The 2,044-nt window shown below is 34.1% G+C and carries 2 protein-coding genes; both read right to left on the bottom strand.

Features of this window, described 5'->3' with window-relative positions:
* Positions 1-476: hypothetical protein (locus tag DM84_RS05790; protein ID WP_250779037.1), on the bottom strand; the 476-nt coding region annotated here is incomplete at its 3' end.
* A gap of 6 nt (positions 477-482) precedes the next feature.
* Positions 483-1,946, bottom strand: a complete 1,464-nt coding sequence (locus tag DM84_RS05795; RefSeq protein WP_250779039.1) for a hypothetical protein — start codon at positions 1,944-1,946, stop codon at positions 483-485.
* Positions 1,947-2,044: the final 98 nt, after the last annotated feature.

The raw sequence follows: 2,044 nt of genomic DNA on the forward strand, positions 1-2,044 counted from the left end.
TTGGCTAAATCTTCAAGCTCTTCACATTTAATTATTGCTTTTACTGCTTTTTTCACTTTTTCCTCAATTATTCTTGCCATTTCAATAACCGTAATACCACGGACTTTTGCTAAAGGTTCTATAATTTCTTTATCCTTTTCATCTATAGATTCTGGTGCTGCTAGAATGCTTTTTGCGGCTTCCGCTTGAATCTCATAAGATTTAGCTTTTTGGTGAGAATGACCTGCATATTGGTGAGTATGATTATCATAATAGAAACGCATACTATCAAATGCACAAAGCTTCGCATTATCCAGTAACTCCTTTTGTATATCTTCTTTAGTACGCTGAGCAATTTTTCCTCCTTCTGTTAAACAATAGCTTTTTTGCCAATCAAAATCTTCTGGTGCTTCATACCAATCATTTTCAGTTGGCTTGCTTTCAAGTGTTGTTGTTTCTACTTGTTTATCATTTTCAAATCTAATGTAGATAGACATTGTTTGTTACCTCCAAATCTCATACGTGTTAGATAATCCTGGACATTGCCAAGCCCTGAGCGTCCTTTCCACATCTACCTCAAGCCCTGTGGTGAGAAAATTGCTACGTATGTTATAAATCCCCCACTGAATAAATTGACCATAGTTGTGTACATAATTTGATGCAAGCATACCTTGACTAACTTGTGTTCTGGAATACAGGTAAGATGATGTGTAAAGTAATATTGCAACTGTTTTTCCTGCTGGAATCTCCACATTACCAGATCCAGCTAATTTGCTATCAGAACTCGTGTATTGGTAAACATTTTTCCATATTATTCTTGAAATTCTTGATTTATTAGAATTGGTATTATCTGGTGTTCCCACAAATAGTCCTGCACCCCCATACTCCGTACTAGAGTATGATGATCCAACAAATTCTATTGTTTTATTTATGTTCACATTCGTTGTATTTTTTATAAATACTACTCCAAGTGCAGCATATGGGTAATAGTATATCTCATCATAACTACCCGAAAAACTTTTTGTGCATAACTCTCCGTAAATAAATGTTCCTTTACTTCCCTCTATAAAACTTAGTTGTCTTGGCCGATAAAAACTAACGTAATCTGTATCGTATGTATGGCTACCTGCTAGTAATTGCAACATATAGTCGGTTTTTGTTATATCACTACTCCACTTTCCAAGCTCTGTTGTAAAAGTTCCGTGGCCAAAGTAATTATTTTTTCTGCCAAGTACACCAAATAAGAAAGGTAATGACCCTGATTCAACCATATTGCGCTTTCTTATTTCATTTATAAGAGACGCTTTTAACTGTTCATCCCGAGTTTTTACCTCATTAGAGATGTTTTCAATTCGAGTTTCTATTTCTCCTATAATTGATGAGCCAGATGGTACATTATTAACAGCACGAAAATCTTCTACTAAACCTTTAAGACCATCTTTATGACTGTTACTAATGCTATTTATTGCTGCAATATTGGCATTCTTTCTCGTATCAAGTAGCGATATATGTGAATCTGATGATGCTTTTAAAGTGTTTAAGGAATTATCCCTAAGCTTGTTAATTTCATTGACAGAATCTGTTTTCGCTTCAGTTATTGCAGATATTGAATTTTCCTTATTGCTGTTTATGTCGCTTAAGTGCGTCCTTGCAGCGCTTAAAAGTTCATTTAACTTACCATCTGTCATCTGTACAATTTCAGAAACTGAACTTTTACCGATTATTGATTCCAGTGCTTTAGCAAGATATGCTAATTGATCTGGTGTACTGTTTACTGCTAAATCCCTAAGCCTTTCTTGTAGTGCATCAATTATTTCTTTTACTTTAGTCATTTGCGCAATATCAGAAATAGCTTTTTTATCTGCTATCAATTCCAGCGATTTTGCAAGATATGCCAGTTGATCAGCTGTGCTACTTACTGCTAAATCCTTTATCCTTTGATGTAACGCTTCTATTGCTTCTTTCATTCCCAAAAATTCAAAAAAGTTTCAAATCTAAATCGTTTAAAATTATTTTTTAGTTGATTATGCTCATCTTCTCTTTCGGTAATATCTTCATCTATTTT

This window comes from Wolbachia pipientis (assembly GCF_023661085.1).
Classification (GTDB): domain Bacteria; phylum Pseudomonadota; class Alphaproteobacteria; order Rickettsiales; family Anaplasmataceae; genus Wolbachia.